General features: G+C 59.2%; 11 protein-coding genes. 5 read left to right on the top strand and 6 right to left on the bottom strand.

Going from position 1 to position 18,321, the window contains the following annotated elements; genetic code table 11:
- Positions 1-21 precede the first annotated feature (21 nt).
- The gene (locus RCJ00_RS05875; RefSeq protein ID WP_316220835.1) at positions 22-936 is read right to left on the bottom strand and encodes a dihydrodipicolinate synthase family protein; all 915 of its coding nucleotides are present in this window, start codon (positions 934-936) and stop codon (positions 22-24) included.
- Positions 937-1,018: 82 nt separating this feature from the next.
- Between RCJ00_RS05875 and RCJ00_RS05870 the strand changes: the two genes are divergently transcribed.
- A complete protein-coding gene (locus RCJ00_RS05870) occupies positions 1,019-2,239 on the top strand; it encodes an FAD-binding oxidoreductase (RefSeq protein ID WP_316220834.1) in 1,221 nt (406 codons plus the stop codon).
- A gap of 9 nt (positions 2,240-2,248) precedes the next feature.
- On the top strand, positions 2,249-3,430 hold the full coding sequence (locus RCJ00_RS05865; protein ID WP_316220832.1) for a M24 family metallopeptidase: 1,182 nt from the start codon (positions 2,249-2,251) through the stop codon (positions 3,428-3,430).
- 157 nt (positions 3,431-3,587) lie between these two features.
- Here the strand turns inward: RCJ00_RS05865 and RCJ00_RS05860 are convergent, their stop codons facing one another.
- The 4 genes from RCJ00_RS05860 to RCJ00_RS05845 form a co-directional block, all read right to left on the bottom strand.
- Positions 3,588-5,282, bottom strand: coding sequence for a sensor domain-containing diguanylate cyclase (locus tag RCJ00_RS05860; protein ID WP_316220831.1), 1,695 nt, complete (start codon positions 5,280-5,282; stop codon positions 3,588-3,590).
- A gap of 273 nt (positions 5,283-5,555) precedes the next feature.
- Entirely contained in the window at positions 5,556-6,281 is a 726-nt protein-coding gene (aqpZ, locus tag RCJ00_RS05855) for an aquaporin Z (protein ID WP_316220830.1), read from the bottom strand.
- 114 nt (positions 6,282-6,395) lie between these two features.
- Positions 6,396-7,373, bottom strand: a complete 978-nt coding sequence (locus RCJ00_RS05850; RefSeq protein WP_316220829.1) for a glycoside hydrolase — start codon at positions 7,371-7,373, stop codon at positions 6,396-6,398.
- A complete protein-coding gene (locus RCJ00_RS05845) occupies positions 7,357-9,132 on the bottom strand; it encodes a DUF885 domain-containing protein (RefSeq protein ID WP_316220828.1) in 1,776 nt (591 codons plus the stop codon). Before RCJ00_RS05845 ends, RCJ00_RS05850 begins: the two co-directional genes overlap by 17 nt.
- 92 nt (positions 9,133-9,224) lie before the next feature.
- Here RCJ00_RS05845 and RCJ00_RS05840 point away from each other — a divergent pair, with 92 nt between their 5' ends.
- Positions 9,225-11,627: a beta-L-arabinofuranosidase domain-containing protein gene (locus tag RCJ00_RS05840; protein ID WP_316220827.1), complete on the top strand. Its 2,403-nt coding sequence runs from the start codon at positions 9,225-9,227 to the stop codon at positions 11,625-11,627.
- On the opposite strand, the gene RCJ00_RS05835 is transcribed toward RCJ00_RS05840, so the two are convergent.
- Positions 11,624-12,628, bottom strand: a complete 1,005-nt coding sequence (locus RCJ00_RS05835) for a cupin-like domain-containing protein (protein WP_316220826.1) — start codon at positions 12,626-12,628, stop codon at positions 11,624-11,626. The two genes, RCJ00_RS05840 and RCJ00_RS05835, sit on opposite strands and share 4 nt — an antisense overlap.
- A gap of 252 nt (positions 12,629-12,880) precedes the next feature.
- Between RCJ00_RS05835 and RCJ00_RS05830 the strand changes: the two genes are divergently transcribed.
- Both RCJ00_RS05830 and RCJ00_RS05825 read left to right on the top strand, forming a co-directional pair.
- Positions 12,881-15,826: a TonB-dependent receptor domain-containing protein gene (locus tag RCJ00_RS05830; protein ID WP_316220824.1), complete on the top strand. Its 2,946-nt coding sequence runs from the start codon at positions 12,881-12,883 to the stop codon at positions 15,824-15,826.
- A 176-nt stretch (positions 15,827-16,002) separates the two neighbouring features.
- Positions 16,003-18,306 (top strand): Tat pathway signal protein, encoded by a 2,304-nt coding sequence (locus tag RCJ00_RS05825; protein WP_316220823.1) that lies wholly within the window; start codon positions 16,003-16,005, stop codon positions 18,304-18,306.
- Positions 18,307-18,321: the final 15 nt, after the last annotated feature.

Genomic DNA, 18,321 nt, shown 5'->3' with positions numbered 1-18,321 from the left:
GCCAGTTAATACAGGCTTGGCTTAGGCGGCTTTGGTGATCTTGAGGCTGGGGCGTGTCGCCGCCGCCTTTTCGACCATCGCGGTCACCTCGGCGCGGCGGGCGCCAGTCAGCGGCATGCGCGGCATGCGCACGCGTTCCGAACCGCGGCCCATGATCTGTTCGGCCAGCTTGATCGACTGGACGAGATCATGTTCGGCATCGAGGTGGAGCAACGGCAGGAACCAGCGATAGATTTCGCGGGCCGTGTCGATGTCGCCCGCCTTCAGCGCCTTGACCAGCATGACGGATTCATGCGGGAAGGCCGAGGTCAGGCCGGAAACCCAACCCTGGGCGCCCAACAACAGACCTTCGAAGGCAACGTCGTCGAGACCGGCGAAGACCGTGTAACGGTCGCCGAACGCATTGTACATGTCGGTGAACCGGCGAGTGTCGGCGGTCGATTCCTTCACGGCGACGATGTTCTTCACCGGGCGCAGGGCTTCCAGCGCTTCGTTGGTGATGGCGACGCGGTAGGCGGTCGGATTGTTGTAGAGCATGATCGGCAGCGACGTGGCGTTGGCGACCTGCGTGAAGTGTTCGACCAGCTCAGCCGTCTTCGGCACATATACCATGGCCGGCAGCAGCATCAGGCCATCGGCGCCGAGCGCTTCGGCGTCCTTAACCCAGGCGATCGCCAGAGGTGTCGTCAGTTCGGATACGCCGGTGACGACCGGAACGCGCTTGGCGACGACTTCCACAATGGCTTTCAGCAATACACGTTTTTCGTCCGCGGTCAGGGAGTTGTTCTCGCCGCAGGTCCCCATCGCGATAATTCCGGTGACGCCATCATTGATCAGGTCGTCCACGACACGTTGCGTGTCCGCGACATTGATCGAAAAATCTTCATTAAATTGCGTCGTTACGGCCGGAAACACGCCCTGCCAATCGATTTTCATCTATATACTCCTGGAGCTTGCGTAAGAACATATACCGTATACTATATGCGATGGTGTATTGCAATAAGGATGATGAGCGACCATGAGTGCCTCCCCTAAGACTCTTATTATCGGCGGTGGTGTCATCGGTTTGAACATTGCCCTGGCGCTTCAGGCGGCGGGGCATGAGGTCCGTTTGTGTGATGACGGTAACCGCGTTACCTCTGCATCCTATGGCAATGCGGGCCATATTGCTACAGAGCAGGTGGATCCCCTGGCGTCCATGGCCGTGGTGCGGTCGGCATGGAAGCGCTGGTTTGTCCGCGGCGGGGCGCTTTCCCTTCCACCGCAAGGCTTTGGTGCCTGGATGCCGTTTTCATTACGGCTGCTGGTGGCGGCGCAACCGGCGCGGTTCGCGCGTGGAAAAGCGGCGCTAAAGGGCCTTTTGACCCAGGCCATGCCGGCATGGCAACGGCGTGTAGCGGATATCAGTGCGCCGGATCTGCTGCGCGAAGACGGTCATTTCGTGGTCTGGGAAAGCGCGGAAAGCGCCGCGCGCGGATTGCGGTCGTGGTCGTCCGCCGACACCGGTACGGCCAGCCTGAGGCCGGTGACCGAGGACGAAATGTCACAGTTATCGGCCCTGACCCGGCGCAAAATCCACGGTGCGATTCGATTCGCGGGTACCGCCCAGATCAGTGACACCCGCCGTATGCTGGAAACGCTGGAAGACCGATTCGGTGCGCGCGGCGGTGTGGTCGTCACGGCCCGGGCGGTGGCGCTTGTGCCGGGTAGCGTGCGCCTGTCGGACGGGACCGTGGAGATGGCGGATAACATCATTGTCGCCGCAGGTATCGGGTCGAAGCCACTGCTGGAGCAGACGGGGCTCAAGGTGCCAATGATCGCCGAACGCGGCTACCATATCCAAAGCGGCGACCATGGCTGGCCGTCCGGCTTTCCGCCGGTGGTGTTCGAGGACCGCTCGATGATCGTAACTGGTTTCGAACGCGGGCTGCGCGCCGCCAGCTTTGTCGAGTTCAACCGGCCGGATGCTGCCCCGGACCCGCGCAAGTGGGCGCGCCTGCGTCATCATGTCGGCGAACTGGGATTACCGTTCACGGGGGCAGGCGATGAATGGATCGGTATTCGTCCAACCCTGCCGGATTATCTGCCGGCCATAGGCAAGGTTTCGGACGGACTTTATTATGCCTTTGGCCACCAGCATCTGGGCCTGACCCTGGGGGCGGTAACAGGTGAAATCGTCGCCGCCATGATACTATCGGGCCAGGGCCCGCAAGACTTCGACCTCAAGCGTTTTCAGTAAGGACACCCCATGATCGGTTCTTCCACCCCCGCCGCCGAACTGGCCAAATTGTCACCCTACGCCGCACTGGCACCGGCGATCACGGTTGCCGAGCGTCTCGCGCGGATCGAAAAGGCGCGCAAGCTGACGCGCGATATGGGCGCGGACGCCTTGTTGGTCGGGGCGGGCGCCAGCCTCAACTATTTCGCCGGCGTGCCGTGGGGCGCATCGGAGCGTCTGGTCGCCATGCTGCTGCCGGTATCGGGCGATCCGGTGATGATCTGCCCGTTCTTCGAGCAGGGATCGTTTGAAGCCGACCTGAAGATCAGCGCCGACCTGCGCCTGTGGCAGGAACATGAAAGTCCGCACGCCCTGATCCGGCAGGCCATGGACGACTGGGGCGCGTCGGTCATCGCCGTCGATCCGGCCATGTCGTTCGAAATGGTCAGCCGTCTAGGCCGCGAAACCGGCCTGGATATCCGGGAGGCGTCGTCAGTGATCAATGGCTGCCGCATGTACAAGTCGGCGGCGGAAATCGCGCTGATGCAGCAGGCCAAGGATATGACCTTGCTTGTCCATCAGGCGACGGCGCGGATGCTGCACGAAGGGATCACCACCACGGAGGTGAAGAATTTCATCGAGGCGGCGCATCGCCGGCTGGGCGCCGCTGGCAATTCGTTTGTTATCGTCCAGTTCGGCCATGCGACCGCCTATCCGCACGGCCTGCCTGGCGAACAGGCGCTGGCGGACGGCGACTTGGTGCTGGTCGATACTGGCTGCTACGTTCAGGGCTATACCTCCGACATTACCCGCACCTACAGCTTTGGCCAGCCGACGGCCGATCAAAGACGTATCTGGGACATCGAAAAGGAAGCGCAGGCCGCTGCCTTTGCGCGGGTCGAGATGGGTTTGCCGTGCGAGGCGGTCGATTATGCCGCGCGCGACATCTTGCAAAAGCATGGCCTGGGGCCGGATTATAACCTGCCCGGCACGCCCCATCGCACCGGCCATGGCATCGGTCTCAGCATTCACGAACCGGCCTATCTGGTGCGGGGGGACACGACACCGCTGGCGCCCGGCATGTGCTTCTCCAATGAACCGATGATCGTCGTACCCGAACAGTTCGGCGTGCGTCTGGAAGACCATATGTATGTCACGGAAGCCGGCGCGAAATGGTTCACCGAACCACAGGAAGCCATAGACCGGGTTTAGAGTCCACTTCGTGGAAACTGAGGCTTATACCAAGGTGCGCGGTGTAGAACCACTTTATTGGTATTCGCTTTTTCGTTTCAAACGCCGCATGGCTCGCTGCATAGGCGGCGGGCAGCGGCCCTTACCCACGTCATGGCCAAACGTCATGAGGTTTGTATTAGGCTGCCAGCTTTACGCAGTTTCTGCCGGTTTGTTTGGCCTTGTAGAGCGCGGCATCTGCCGCCTCAATCAATGCCTGCGTAGTGCGGGGGCTATCTTCCAGCATAGCCAATCCGGCGGATATGGTGACATTGGGCAGGCCGACGCCTTCATGACTGAGCGTCAGTTGCGAGATCGCTTCCCGTAATTGGTCTATCCGCGTCAGAGCATCTTTAGCCTGGGTTTCAGTCATCAGAACCATGAATTCTTCTCCGCCAAAGCGGAAAACCCAATCGGTCTCTCTCAGGTAGGCTTGGGCAAATTTTGCAACGGCAATCAGGGCGGTGTCACCGGCTAAATGGCCATGCAGGTCATTGAATTTCTTAAAATGATCGATATCGAACATGACTAGGCCCAGCGGGCGACTATGCCTCAGAGCTTTGCTGATCTCTTTTTCGGCCACAATATCCAGATAGCGACGATTAAACAGGCCTGTCAGAGGGTCACGTATCGACTGTTCGTTCAAGCTGTCGCGCAGGCGGATATTGGCGATCGTAAGGCCAATTTGATGACTGACCATTTCGGCAAAGCGCATCAGGTCAGGACTGCTCGCCTGAACCGCTTGCGTATTTTTGTAGACCAGACTGAGTAAGCCTAAGGTCTCGCCATGGGCAATCAACGGCAGGCACAGGGTTTCATTGGCGCCGTTACAGGCGTCCAGATGTCTGCAGATGGGTGTCGGCGCATTTTCGTGATGCACATGAGCTTGGCCCAATCTTAAACCCCAGCACTGTTGTGGCGTAAGATAGGGGACGAATTCGACCTCGCCCCAGGTCACCAGCGTATCCAGCTGGTTGCGTGACGGTGCAAAAGTATGAAGCGCGCCAGCGCTCCCCTCAAACAGGCGCCCAAGCAGCGGGGCCGCAACCTCCGTCAGTTCCGCAAAGGAGTTGCAGCTTTGCAGATAATTGCTGGCATTATTCAGTCTTGAGACCTCATTACGTTCGCGGGTCAGGTCGGCCATGCTCTGATCGAGGTCTCTGGCATAGGTGGCCAGTTGTTCAGAGGTTCTTTGTTGTTTGCGTAGTTCGCGCCGTGGAAGCACAAACAAAAGAAGCCCGACGCCAATGGCCTCAAGAATGAAAATTATAAATGATACAGTCGCCTGTTTTAAGGCGCTGGCGTATTCATTTTCGAGATAGGTGGTCAGACCTTGTTCCGCGGAAATTACCCCAGCTACAAGCGCTTTACGCTTTTCCATAAACTGTCGGCTTGTGGACTTTTGGATAAGGTCGATAGCGGCTGCTTTTTTGCCCGCCGTGGCAAGCGTCATAGCCTTGTCAATCTCTGCCAGTCGGCTTTCAAGCACGCTGGTGACCTGATCAATTTGTCTGCTCGTGGCCGTCTTGGCCTGAATAACCGTCCGGATATCTGATATATTGTCGTATGCGTCGTGGCGTACGTTTTGATATTCAGCCGCATCCCCAACATCGCCGGTCATAATGTAGCGCTGCTGGATGTTTTCAACCAGGACAGTGTGGGAAATTGCCGCGAAAATCTTCTCGCGCACTAGGGTTGATTGCCTCAATCCATTGGCGGCATGATGCAACTGGCGCATACTGTTGCTGAGTACCGCAATATTGGTGGCGGTGCCTACAAAAATTGCTACAATAATACCTACGTTCAGTAAGTGTTTGGTGTCAATTTTTTTCAAGGCTGTCTCAGGTAAGCTTAACAATGTGGGTAAATGAGCCCCAATTGATGCAGCGTGCCAGATTTAGGTAAATATTTTATCTAGTGCAGGGTTTCTCAATAGCTTAAGGCCCAGATCAGGCTGAGGTAAGATTTTTGTATAGAGCTCGTCCCGATCTATTTGGATCAAGCCCGAGCTCTAAGTTTATGATGTAACCCGCTACAAAAGGCGCTTCAGTTTTGCCCGTCATAGGGCCTTTGCCGCCATCGGTGATGAAGCGGTCGCTAACTGCTGTTACTCAGCCGGTCCCGACCCGACGACCTGGCCGCTCGGTTCCGAACTGAGCCAGCGATAGGTCACGCCACCGAAGACGCCGCCAGCAATCGGGGCGAGCCAGAAAAGCCAAAGTTGGTGTAAGGCCCAACCGCCCGCAAATATGGCCACGCCGGTGCTGCGTGCGGGGTTAACCGACGTGTTCGTCACATCGATGCTGATAAGGTGAATGAGGGTCAGTCCAAGCCCGATTGCTAGAGGCGCAAAACCCGCCGGGGCCTTGCCATGCGTGGCGCCCATGATGATGAACAAGAATAGAGCGGTCAGCACGAACTCGGCCACAAGGCAGGCCAGCAGCGAATAGTGTCCGGGCGAGTGGTCGCCATATCCGTTAGATGCAAAACCACCGGCAACGTCAAAACCGGCTTTACCGCTGGCGATGACGTAGAGGACGGCGCCGCCAATCAGGCCGCCGACAACCTGGGCGACCACATAGGGAAGGATCTGGTTGGCGGGGAAGCGGCCGCCGGCCGCCAATCCTATGGTAACCGCAGGGTTGAGGTGACACCCCGAAATATGCCCGATGGCATAGGCCATTGTGACTACGGTTAAACCGAAGGCAAGAGACACACCCAAATAACCGATGCCGATGTTCGGTAAGCCTGCGGCGATGACTGCACTGCCGCAGCCCCCAAACGTTAGCCAGAATGTCCCGATCGCCTCTGCTGTGTATTTCTTTATGGTCATCGACAAGCCCCTGTTGAATCGATGCGGCCTCAATGGCCGCACCCCAGGCATCTCTATACCTCCCACAGACGTGACGGCGCAATGATTGGTTGATATGGTGTTATCTGACTGACGTCAGGAATAGCAGTCGTCCTTGACCTTGCCGCCGGCATCGAGGTCGATGTGCATGCTGTTCATGCGGGCAGGGTGCATATAATAGACGTCGGCCGGAATGCGATGATCCCAGCGATAGACCTCTGACAGGATGGCGAAGAACTCCGGGTCGCGTGCCTTGAAATCGTCCGCGTTCACGATGGTGATGGCGTCGGTGATGTAGGCCTTGTTGGAATTGAACCAGAACTGCGTGCCCTCGGCCCAATATTCCTCGACATTGAGCGCCATGTAGGCACCAGCCCACAGGCCCTTTTCCTTCGAATGGGCGAATGTGGTTTCGACACGCGCCGCCAGGGCAGGGTCCGCGGTTCGGATGGCGCCAAATATGCTGTGCGAAAATTCGTGGACCAGAATGTTTTCGCCGTAATAGCGTGTCTGTGGCACGCCCAGGATGTTTTCCGCCGCACCGGTGGTGTAGATGCCGCCCATGCCGCGCGCCCGCTGAGCCCAATAGTCACGGTCGCTTTGTAAGCCGATGGTTTTCGCGTAGTCGCGTACATCGCATTTCGACAGGCGCGGGTCGTCTATGGCCGGTTTTTTCCAATCGCTTTGTTCGGGCAGGTCAGTCGTGGTTTCGTCTATCGCCATTATGCCGACGCGCGCGCCTTCGCGGATCAGCTGGTTTCGGATATCGGGCCGTTCAGAGAGCATATAGAGCACGATATCGCGTGCTACCAATATGCCCGCGTCGGGCACATTGCGCGAGCCTATGATCGGGATGCCGCCGGCGTCGGCGTATTTTTGGTAAAACGGATTGAGCCCCAGCCACGAGGGTGGCGGGGTGATCATCCGCGCATCGAATGCCTGGATTTCCGCCCCCGCCATGGCTGCCCGATCCGCCTCATTGGCGGTTGCCGGCGTAACGCAGGCCAAGGCCAAAGCAAGGGCCCAAGTAGGGGATATGGCTGCCCCGTAATATCCACTACTCTTCGTCGGCATAGGGCCCCTTGCCGCCATCGGCGATGAAGCGATCGATACGCGCCTCGAGCACGGGCAGGGGCACGGACCCCAGTTCAAGCACGGCATCGTGGAATTGGCGGATGTCGAATTTTTCGCCCAGCGCCGCTTCGGCCTTGTGACGGGCCTTCCAGATGGCCATTTCGCCGAGATAGTAGCTGAGCGCCTGGCCGGGCCAGGCGATATACCGGTCAACCTCGGTGGTGACTTCGTGCTTCGACAAGGCGGTGTTTTCAAGCAGATAGTTTTGCGCCTGTTCACGCGTCCAGCCCTTGGCATGGATGCCGGTATCGACGACCAGTCGACAGGCGCGCCACATCTGGTAGCTTAGCATGCCGTAGCGTTCATAGGGCGTGTGGTACATGCCCATTTCGACGCCGAGGCGTTCCGAATACAGCGCCCAGCCTTCGCCATAGGCCGAGATGTAGGTGTATTGGCGGAACGGCGGCAGCGACTTGTTTTCCGACGCCAGGGGCATCTGCCAGGCATGGCCCGGCGCGGACTCATGCAGCGTGAGGGCGGTCAGCGAATAGAGCGGGCGGGCGGGCAGGTTATAGGTGTTGACCCAGTATCCGCTCGGGCCGCCGCGTCCACCGGTATAGAAGGGCGCCAGTTCTGGCGCGACAGGGATGATAGCGAAGCGTGACCGGGGCATACGGCCGAAATATTGCGCGGCCTTGCCATCGAACTCCTTGGCGGTCCAGGCGGCGCGGTCCAACAGGTCCTGCGGCTTGGTGACATAGAATTGCGGGTCGGTGCGCAGGAAGTTATTGAAGGCGGGCAGGTCGCCCTTGAAGCCGACCTCTTCCTTGATGGCCAGCATTTCGGCCTTGATCTTGGCCACTTCGTCCAGGCCGATCTGGTGAATCTGTTCCGGCGTCATATCGACGGTGGCGTATTCGTGCACCTGGGCCTGGTAGAAGGCCTTGCCGTCAGGCAGGTCGTAGGCGGCGATGGACTTGGCGGCGCCCGGAATATAGTCGTCGCGGATGAATTTCAGCAGGTCGCGGTGGGCCGGCAGAACCTTGCTGGTGATCGCCTCGGCGGCCAGCTTGCGCAGTTCGGCCTGCTTCGCCGCCGGAATGGTGGCCGGCATGTCCTTGAACGGCTGGTAATAGATATTGTCTTCTACGGTCTTGGCGTCGAGTACGCTGGTGATTGTGGCGTCACGGCCCTGCAATGAAATCTGCGGCAGGGTAAAGCCGCGTTTCAGGCCGGCGCGCATGTTGTCGCTGTTGTCCTTGAAATAGCGCGGCATGTCGTTGAGCTGGCTGATATAGTTGCGGTAATCCGCTTCGGTGCGGAAAGTGCCGCGCGCCATCCCGGCCAGATCGCCCCAGAACGAGGTGTCGCCGCTCAACGGACGCTCATAGATCTTGTACTCCTGGCTCTTGATCAGGGTTTCGATCTGGAAGCGATAGACCTGATAATTCTCGGCCTCGCGCGGTGACAGGGCCTTGAGGTCAACGCCATCCAGTTGCTTCAGCACGTCGCGCCAACGGGCCAGTTTGGCATCCTGCGCCTTTTTGGAAACATCGGGCAGGTGGGCCGCAACATCCCCTGACGGCGAATCTTCATTGGCGGCCTCGGTCTTCTGGCGCCAGTCCCATTCCGTCTTATATATGCCTTGAAACTTCGCATCCGTCGCCGGGTCGGCAAAGGCCGGGGCGACCAGGACGGGTGAGGTCAGCACCGAGGTTGTGACGAGCAGGAAAGCGGTGGCGCGCAGAAGCTTTTTCATCGGATTTGACCTTATTTGGGGAGTTGCACATATATTGTATACAGTATAATCATTTTGCGACAATCCCCGGACGAATGAAAAACGAGGCCATTATGACCCGCTTGAATGCCAATATCGACCGTCGTTTCCTGTTGCGTGGCGCTGCCGCCGGCACCCTTTTGAGCGCCGTGGGCGGTGTTGCCTTCGCCGCCACACCCCCTAAAGGCCCTATCGTCGCCGAGGCCGTTCCGATGCAGGACGTGCGCCTGAAGCCGTCGCCCTTCCTCGACGCCATCGAGGCCAACACCAAATATCTTATGTTCTTGTCGCCGGACCGTTTCCTGCACAATTATCACAAGTTCGCGGGGCTGCCGGTCAAGGGCGAAATCTATGGTGGCTGGGAAGCCGACACCATCGCGGGCGAAGGGCTGGGGCACTACCTGAGCGCTCTGTCCTTGATGTACGCACAGACAGGCAATCCGGAATGCAAGCGTCGTGTCGACTATATTGTCGACGAGCTGGCCAAGGTACAGGCGGCGCAGGGCGACGGCTATACCGGCGCCATCATGCGCAAGCGCAAGGACGGCAGCCTGGTTGACGGCAAGGAGATCTTCCCCGAAGTCATGGCGGGCGATATCCGTTCGGCGGGGTTCGATCTCAACGGCGCGTGGTCGCCGCTCTATAGCCTGCATAAGCTGTTCGCGGGCCTGCTCGACGCCGACAAATACTGCGGTAACAAGAAGGCCATCGCCGTGGCTGAAGGCTTCGGCGCCTATATTGAAAAGGTCTTCGCGGCGCTTGACCCCGAACAGACGCAGAAGCTGCTCAATTGCGAATATGGCGGCATCAATGAATCGTTTGCCGAACTGTATACGCGCACACACAATCCGCGCTGGCTGGCCCTGTCGATACGCATCTATGATGAGCGCATGCTGAATCCGCTGGTCGAAGGCCGCGACGCGCTGGCCAACAATCATGCCAATACCCAGGTTCCGAAGCTGGTCGGTCTGGCCCGCATCTATGAAATCAATCGCGAGGAACGGTATGGCCACGCTGCCTCCTTTTTCTGGCAGCGCGTGACCCAGCATCACAGCTTCGCCATCGGTGGCAATGCCGACCGCGAATATTTCTTCGAGCCAGATACCATTGCGCAGCACATCACCGAACAGACCTGCGAAAGCTGCAATACCTACAATATGCTCAAGCTGACGCGTCATCTGTATAGCTGGTCGCCTCAGGCCTCCTATTTCGACTATTATGAGCGTGCGCACCTCAACCATATCCTGGCGCACCAGAATCCTAAGACCGGCATGTTCACCTACATGATGCCGTTGATGTCGGGTACTGCGCGCGAATATTCGTCGCCTGACAACGACTTCTGGTGCTGCGTCCTTTCGGGCATTGAAAGCCATTCCAAGCATGGCGACAGCATTTACTGGCAGCAGGGCGATACGCTGTTCGTTAACCTGTATATTCCGTCGAAGATGACCTGGGCGGCCCAAAAGGCCTCGTTCGAGTTGACGACGCGCTATCCGTACGAAGGGCATGTGGCGTTGAAGCTGGGGCAATTGTCGGGCACCAAGATCTTCACGGTCGCCTTGCGTATTCCCGCCTGGGCCAAGACGTCGACCATTCGCGTCAATGGCAAGCCCGCTCTGGCAACCTCGGCCAATGGCTACGCCCTTGTCCGCCGCAAGTGGCGCGCCGGCGACGAAGTCACGCTCGACCTGCCGCTCGATCTGCGTTTCGAACATACCGCCGGCGATGAAAAGGTCGTCGCCTTGATGCGTGGCCCGCTGGTCATGGCGGCCGATCTCGGCGCGGTCGATGATAAGTGGGAAGGCGATGCGCCGGCCCTGGTCGGGGCCGATCTGCTGGGCGCCATAACGCCGGTCTCGGTGGAGCAGGCGGTTTATCGCAGCAATGGCATTGGCCGACCTGGCGATATGACGTTCAAACCGTTTTATGCCCAGTATGAGCGTCGCAACGCCGTCTATTTCAGCAAATATACCGATGCCGAGTGGGCCGATGCCCAGGTGACCTACCGTGCCGAGCAGGTGCGCCTGAAAGACGAAGCCGCGCGATCTGTCGATGTCATGCACTTGGGGGAAATGCAGCCCGAACGCGACCATAACCTGCAATCGGAAATTTCCTATCCCGTGGTGTATCGCGGTCGTCAAGGTCGTGACGCCCGGACACGTGGCTTCTTCTCGTTCGAGATGAAGACTCAGCGCGACGGCAAGGAGATGGGGCCGCTGATTTTGCAGGCGACCTATTGGGGATCGGAAAACAACCGGGTGTTCGACATTCTGGTCGATGGCGTGGCCATCGGGCATGAACGCCTGACCGGCCGTCAGCCCGGTGCTTGGATCGATGTCAATTATCCGATCCCACTGGAATTGACCAAGGGCAAGGCGAAGATCACCATCAAGTTCGACCCGAAGGAAGGCAAGACTGCCGGTCCGGTCTTCGGCGTGAAGCTGTTTACCGCCACGGCGGTAGGGACTGCCGCCTAAGGGTCAACCTTGTTCACGTCAAGAGATCTGGCCAGGGATTGCTTTATGCGCCTGGCCAGCGCCGGCGTCATGGGACCAAGCGTCCCGCGATCCGTCTCGGACAGATGGGACAGCGCGGCCGGATCGAAAACATAGTAGTCGAACAGGGCACGCCACAGGTCGTGGTGATCCGGCGGCAGATCGCGGATAGCTAATATGGCGTGAAACAGCGCATCATAAGGCGACGCGGCGCCTGCTGCGTCGTCCCACCAGTAGTTCACAAGCACATTGAAGGCCGACAGGGAGTGCACCTGGTGCCACCATCCGTAGGGGATATAGATAGCGTCACCGGGTTCGAGATCGGCGGTTACCATCGTCTTCTGCGCTTCGGCGAATAGCGGATACCGGTCAAGGTCGGGATTTGACGCATCGACCATGCTGACCGGTACGCCGCCGATCGTACGGTCGAACGGGCCCGGGTAGAGATTGGTAACCTGGTCGGGTGGAAAGAGAAGGAACCGTCGTCGGCCGGCAACGACACAGGCGATATTGTAGTTCAGGTCGTAGTGGGCGCGCGTCACCGCCTGATTGCCGATCCAAATACGTGGCGCGACGTCGGGCAAAAGATCGAGGCGGTTTTCCGCGCCGAAGCCCGGCATATGCTTGCCGATTTCAGCCGATTGTACATACACGGCGTGCGGTCGGTCGTTATTGCGTTCCTGTCTCAGGCGATCAAGTGCCTGAGGGATGGGGGCGGGGCCGTAACGGAAATTGTCGGAACGGGTGTCGGCGCCGTAAAAAAAGTGTCCCGCGATTTCTGGTGCGCCGACATAGACGCCGGCGACCTGACCCGTGTCATGACTCGCGATATAGTCGATCAAGGCATCATCGGACTGTCGGCCGCGGACGACGGCGGGCCATTCGGCGACCGCGCCTTTCAGGATGGCCGGGCGGCCTAATGGGCGAATCTCCGTGGCGAAGCGCTCAGGCGTAACGGCGGTATAGGCGGTGACAACGGTCATAAAGGCTCTTTCGCGGCAATTGCCACCAGCTTAGCGCGGAGAAGCATGACATAAAAGCATCACCTGACACAGGATCGTCACTTTCGTATACTTTATGTCATGAAATCGTATAATTTATAATTGACGTCATCTTTCATCGGTGTTTTTTTCATCCCGGTCAAATTTATTGCGTGCGGGCGGCGTGTACCGTGCGTCAAGACGACCTAAACAGAAAAGGGATTCACCATGACATCGAGACAAAGAGCCTTGATTATGACCGGGGTCGCTGTGGCCGCGCTCGGAACTGCCTGCCTGACGATGCCTGCTTTCGCTCAGAGCGAAGCAGCCCCGGCGCCCGAAGCGTCGGCTGCCACTGAAGTGGTTGTGACGGGTACGCGTATCCGCCGCCCCAATCTGAAGAGCGCATCGCCGATCACCTCGGTCGATTCCAAGGAGGTCAAACTCCAGGGCGCTATCGCGGTGGATACCTTTCTGAAAAGCTTGCCGCAGATCGAAGCCGGCAACAATGAAAACCAGTCCAACAATTCGGACGGCACCGCGGGCGTGAACCTGCGCAGCCTGGGCGGCAACCGCTCGCTTGTTCTGATCGACGGCCAGCGTTTCCTGCCGACCCTCGGTGTTGACCTGAACTTTATACCGTCAACTCTGGTCGAACGTACGGACGTGCTGACGGGAGGCGCGTCTTCCGTCTATGGGTCGGACGCCATGTCGGGTGTCGTCAACTTCATCATGCGCAAGAAGCTGAACGGTCTGCGCGTCGACGCTCAGTACAGCATCTACCAGCATACCAATGACGACGATTATCTGCGCGGCGTTCAATCTGCCGCCGGTATCAAGCTGGCCGACAAGAATGTCTGGGACGGTCAGAAATACGACTTCAACGTTGCCGCTGGCGGTGACATCGATGGTGGCAAGGGTAATATCACCGGCTATTTCGGCTATCGCAAGATGGAAGCCGTGCGCCAGGATTCCCGCGACTATTCGAACTGCGCCCTGGTCTTCGCGGACGACAGTGGTTCGCAATTCGGTTGCGGCGGGTCGAGCAACCACGCCTATGGCCGCTTCCGCCCCTTGACCGGTCCGAACGCCAACAAGGATTTCGCCAACTCCAAGGACGGCACCAAGACCTGGGTCACCAACGATTCCAGCTTCAACTATAACTACGCGCCGGACAACTATACGCTTCGCAATTCCGAGCGGTACCAGGCCGGTACGTTCGTGAACTACAAGTTTAATGAACACGTCGAAGCCTATGGCAGCGCCATGTTCATGGATGACCATTCCATCAGCCAGGTTGCGCCGTCGGCCATTTGGTCCGGACGCCCCTTCACCGTCAACTGCGACAACCCCCTGATGAGCGATGCACAAAAGCTTATTCTGTGCGGATCCACGACCTCGACGGCTGATGCCCGCACCCAGGTTGTGTACCGTGCGGCGACCGGTGCGCCGCGCCGTAACGACATGCGTCACACCAACTATCGCTTTGCCGGCGGCTTCCGCGGCGCCATAAACGATGTCTGGTCGTATGACGCCAACTACATGTACGCCAGCACGACGGCGCAATCGAACTATCAGAACGACATCAACCAGGACAAGGCCGCCAAGGCCCTTCAGGTTGTAAACGTCAATGGCGTGGCAACCTGTAAATCCGTTGTTGATGGCTCTGATCCGCTGTGTAAGCCGATCGACGTCTTTTCGGCGAAGGGACCTGACGCTGCGGGTTACAACTACATCTATGCGCCAACCTTCACGCATATCGCCCAGACGATCAACGTGTTCAACGCTTTCGTCACCGGCGACCTCGGCAAGTACGGTGTGCAATCGCCGTGGGCAGATGGCGGCGTGGCGCTCGTGCTCGGTGGTGAAAAACGCCGCGAATCCTATGATGCGAAATACGATGAGACCCAACTGGTCGCTGGCACTGTCAACGCCGACGGCAAGGTTTCCGTCAGCGAATACTTCACCGAACTGGATGTTCCCGTCGTCAACGACAAGCCTTGGATCAAGTTGCTGAACCTGGGGCTCGGTTACCGGACGTCCGACTATTCGGCATCGTCATCTTCAACCTCAGGCTCGTCAAAGAAAACCGAAACCTACAAGATTGAAGGTCGCTACGCGCCGACCAGCGATATTCAGTTCCGCGCCAGCTATAACAAGGCCATGCGCGCCGCTAATATCACCGAGCTCTTCGCGGCTCAGGGTGTTGGCAATGTCGGCCTGATCGATCCGTGCGCGGGTGCGACCCAAACCGCCACCGAAGCACAATGCGCTTTGACGGGCGTGACTCATAACCAGTATGTCAACAAGTCGATCGAAGCGACGCCGGCCGACACCGGCACGGCTTTGAGCGGCGGCAATCCAAACCTCAATCCGGAAGAAGCCAAGACCACGACCTACGGTTTTGTCTTCACGCCGCGCAATATCCCGCTGGCCGTTAGCGTCGATTACTACAAGATCCATATCGATGGCTACATTGGCTCGGTCGATCCGTCGGTTTCCCTGTCGCAATGTCTCACGACCGGCAACACCTTCTACTGCAGCCTGGTCCATCGCGATCCGGAAACGGGTGCGTTGTTCGGGTACAACAAGGCTGGCGGCCACGTCATCTCGACCAATGTCAATACCGGCTTCCTTGAAACGACCGGTTTCGACGTGAGCGCCACCTATAACCTCGCCACGGAAAATCTGTTCGGCAAGGACTATGGCGGTGTCACCTTCAGCCTGGTTGGCACCTATCTGAACTCGCTGGAAACCGAAGTTCTGCCTGGCCTGGGTTCCTACGACTGCACCGGCCTGTACGGTGGCACCTGCGGCCAGCCCAAGCCTAAGTGGCGCCACAATCTGCGCACCACCTGGAACGTACCGGGTGAACATGCGTGGGCACCGACCACGGTTTCGGTCAACTGGCGCTACTTCGGTAAGGTCGATCTGGCGACGAATACCGACGATCAATACCTGACGGGCACCAAGTCGGTCATCAATGCCAAGATCGAGGCCTATAACTACATCGATCTGGCGATCACCAAGAACCTGCCGCACGACCTGGTCCTGCGCGCCGGTATCAACAACGTCTTTGACAAGAACCCGCCCGCCATCATGGGTGGTCTGCTTGTCACTAACGGCAATGGCAACACCTATCCGAGCACCTACGACCCGCTCGGCCGCATGTTGTTCATTGGCATTTCCTCGGCGTTCTAAACCAGCAGAACGTCTAACCCGGAGCGAAGCGACCCGAGATGGACACCGCGTTTCGCTCCGGTTTTATGATTGAGTATCCTGTCTATTCAAACAGTGGCCTTGACGTCTTGGCCTGATGATCGAGCGGCGCTGCCGGGTTTCCGGCGGCGCCGTTTCTGTATTTACGGAGCCTCCCCATGCCTGCCTTTGACCGCCGCGCCTTTCTCACTGGGTCAACCATCGCTGCCGCCACGGCCGTAGCCGCGCCAGCCGTCGCCTTGCCGAAACTGACCCCCGCCGGCGATATGGCGGGCCACGCCGAGGTGGCGCGGTTCGGTGACTGGACCGTCTATGAGGACCAGACGCGTCGCGATGGGCCCATTACCTTCGTATCCGGCGGACAGGCGCTTGTGCTGGGCAAACGGCTCGAAGCCTGTTTCGATGACATTACGCCAAGCTATCTGGGCCTGGCGCTGAAAGACATCTGTCTGGCTGACGCCGATCTCCTGGCCGACACACTGCTGGCGGGCGGCGGCGATCCCGATCCGCAGCAGGTGCGCCGCGCAGCGCCGCCGCTTGGCTGGAATTTCACGCCGGAAAGTCTCTATACCCGCCTGGCCTGGACCAACTTTGTCGGCACGCGCCAGCAGGGCGACACCATGCCGGTCTTTCCCAACGGGCGGACGCGCGGCTACCGGCCAGAACATGATTTCCCGGAATTGCAGGGCGACGCCGTGGCGAAGACCCGCTGGGAGGGGCTCCTCGGCGGCTGGCTGCCGGCGATCCACAAGATCATTCAGGTGTCGGATAGCCGCTATTACGACCTGATTGTCTTCGCCGATGTCAAGGCAAGCGACCCGCTGCTGGTCCAGACCTGGCACCGCACGGTGCAATATGACAATGGCAAGCCAGTCAAGACGCGCTTCGGCTATTCCTATGCGCCGTTCCCACCCCGGCGCGAGGAACCGGAAGCGGCCCAATTCTATCAGGCCCTGTTCGATTTCGCCGCCTATTGGCACACGGAGGTGAGGGATCAGGCTTCCGTGAGTCTGCCGGATGGGGCGCTGTCGGACATGGTCAGCCATGCCTTCGTCAAGGAACTGATCACCCGCCCCAGCGGCACCTATCCGAAATACGGGGTGGTCGACCGCGACTACTTCGGACCGGAATATGACGGCTTCCAGGACATCTTCACCTCGTCCCTCTATGCCAATCTCGAGTGGGGGCGCTTCGGTCAGGCGAAGGCCGTGATCGACAACTATTTCGATCAGTTCGTTGCGCCAGACGGCATGATCAACATGCGCGGACCCGAAGTACCGCAATTCGGCCTGACGTTGAGCCTGCTGGCCCGATACCTGACCTATACGGGCGACGCTGCGACGCTGAACCGGCACGCGGGCAAGATCGCCAATACCGTCACCCTGCTGACCGAACTGCACGACCTTAGTCTGAAAAAGCCGGCAGGCGATCCTGGCTTCGGCCTGATCGACGGTTGGAGTGAGTCGGATGCCTGTCTTCATCCCGATCCCAGCCTGTGGTGGAAACCCTACTGGAACAACTCCGCGTTTGCTGTGCGGGGTTGGCGGGACATCGCACGCGTCTGGCCCTTGATATCGCGCGACCCGTTGCCGGAAGTGTCCGTCCGCGCCGACCGGTTGCAGGCGCAGCTTGTGAAGACGATGCGGGCCAGTGTGCGCACCGACCTCACGCCGCCCTATCTGGCGGTCCTGCCCGGCACGCGGCTGACCCACCGCGAAGCCTATGCCGAAGCCCACGAAAAGAAGCAGCGCACCGAACAGGGCTGGGCGCACCGCGTCTATGCCGAACTGCTCCATGCGGATGTTTTGCCCGACGACTTGGCGCAAACGGTGATCGATGGCGTACGCGGCCATGGCGGGACCTGTATCGGCGTCGTCGCCAATATCGCCCCGGCGAACGAAACCTCACGCAGCCAGTTGGGGTTCATTTCCTACGGTTATGCTCAGCAATTGCTGCGCAGCGACCGCATCGAGGAATATCTCCTGTTCCTCTATTCGCACCGCTATCATTCGCACACGCCGGGCACATGGGTGGCGGGGGAAGTGTCGGATATTGACGGCGGCCTGCCGCTGTACTGCGTTCCGGCGCAACTGACGATTCCGAAGTTGGTGCGGTGGATGCTGGTCTTCGAAGCGTCGGACAGCGAGACCCTATATCTCGGCCGGGCAATCCCGCGCGACTGGTTCGCCTTAGGCCAGCCGATCGCGATCACCGGCGCGCCGACGCGTTGGGGCCGTGTCGATCTCAGCCTTAAGGGAGACATGGTGGCCCGCGTCGTCACCGGGACGATTGCGCTCCATGGCGCCGCCAGACCGCAAGAGGTGCGTTTGCGCATCCGTCTGCCGAAGGGCAAGCGCCTCAAGAGCGTACGCATCAGTGGAAAGGCTGTCCGGCTGGAGGGCGACACGGCGGTGTTCGCGCCCGGCGGTCAGCAAATGACCCTCCGGGCGGATTTGGCGTAATTCCTGCAAAAGGGG

It is taken from the genome of Asticcacaulis aquihabitans, from assembly GCF_032490435.1.
Lineage (GTDB): Bacteria > Pseudomonadota > Alphaproteobacteria > Caulobacterales > Caulobacteraceae > Asticcacaulis.
This window is presented reverse-complemented; position numbering and strand designations above follow the sequence as displayed.

Coding starts and splice junctions, on each gene's coding strand:
- RCJ00_RS05875 (WP_316220835.1), bottom strand. CDS start 936: ATGAAAATCGATTGGCAGGGCGTGTTTCCGGCCGTAACGACGCAATTT.
- RCJ00_RS05870 (WP_316220834.1), top strand. CDS start 1,019: ATGAGTGCCTCCCCTAAGACTCTTATTATCGGCGGTGGTGTCATCGGT.
- RCJ00_RS05865 (WP_316220832.1), top strand. CDS start 2,249: ATGATCGGTTCTTCCACCCCCGCCGCCGAACTGGCCAAATTGTCACCC.
- aqpZ (WP_316220830.1), bottom strand. CDS start 6,281: ATGACCATAAAGAAATACACAGCAGAGGCGATCGGGACATTCTGGCTA.
- RCJ00_RS05850 (WP_316220829.1), bottom strand. CDS start 7,373: ATGCCGACGAAGAGTAGTGGATATTACGGGGCAGCCATATCCCCTACT.
- RCJ00_RS05845 (WP_316220828.1), bottom strand. CDS start 9,132: ATGAAAAAGCTTCTGCGCGCCACCGCTTTCCTGCTCGTCACAACCTCG.
- RCJ00_RS05840 (WP_316220827.1), top strand. CDS start 9,225: ATGACCCGCTTGAATGCCAATATCGACCGTCGTTTCCTGTTGCGTGGC.
- RCJ00_RS05835 (WP_316220826.1), bottom strand. CDS start 12,628: ATGACCGTTGTCACCGCCTATACCGCCGTTACGCCTGAGCGCTTCGCC.
- RCJ00_RS05830 (WP_316220824.1), top strand. CDS start 12,881: ATGACCGGGGTCGCTGTGGCCGCGCTCGGAACTGCCTGCCTGACGATG.
- RCJ00_RS05825 (WP_316220823.1), top strand. CDS start 16,003: ATGCCTGCCTTTGACCGCCGCGCCTTTCTCACTGGGTCAACCATCGCT.